At 34.0% G+C, this 244-nt stretch carries 1 protein-coding gene; it reads left to right on the top strand.

Annotated elements, in window-relative coordinates; translation table 11 throughout:
- Nucleotides 1-244, top strand: a 244-nt coding sequence (locus tag R2R70_RS22530) for a hypothetical protein (RefSeq protein WP_410979276.1), incomplete at both ends; no start/stop codon positions are given.

Below are 244 nucleotides of genomic sequence, written 5' to 3'. Positions count from 1 at the left end.
GAAGGAAAAACAATTTTTCAATTAGGTTTAGCAAGTGATGCTGCTGATAGTGTACCGGTAACTGTCCTCATCCCAAATGAACGGATTATAAAGGATTTTGGTAAAAATAAACCAACTGGTGTTGAACTTTATAATTATTACGCACCACTTTTTGATGAAAGTGCAATTGGTTTTAGTGAATATCATCCGTATGTGGGTAAAATAACAGAACAAAATCAACAAGTCGTTCATACCTTACCAAATC

It is taken from the genome of Cobetia sp. SIMBA_158 (genome assembly GCF_046566945.1).
Taxonomy (GTDB): Bacteria; Pseudomonadota; Gammaproteobacteria; order Pseudomonadales; family Halomonadaceae; genus Cobetia; species Cobetia amphilecti.
This window is presented reverse-complemented; position numbering and strand designations above follow the sequence as displayed.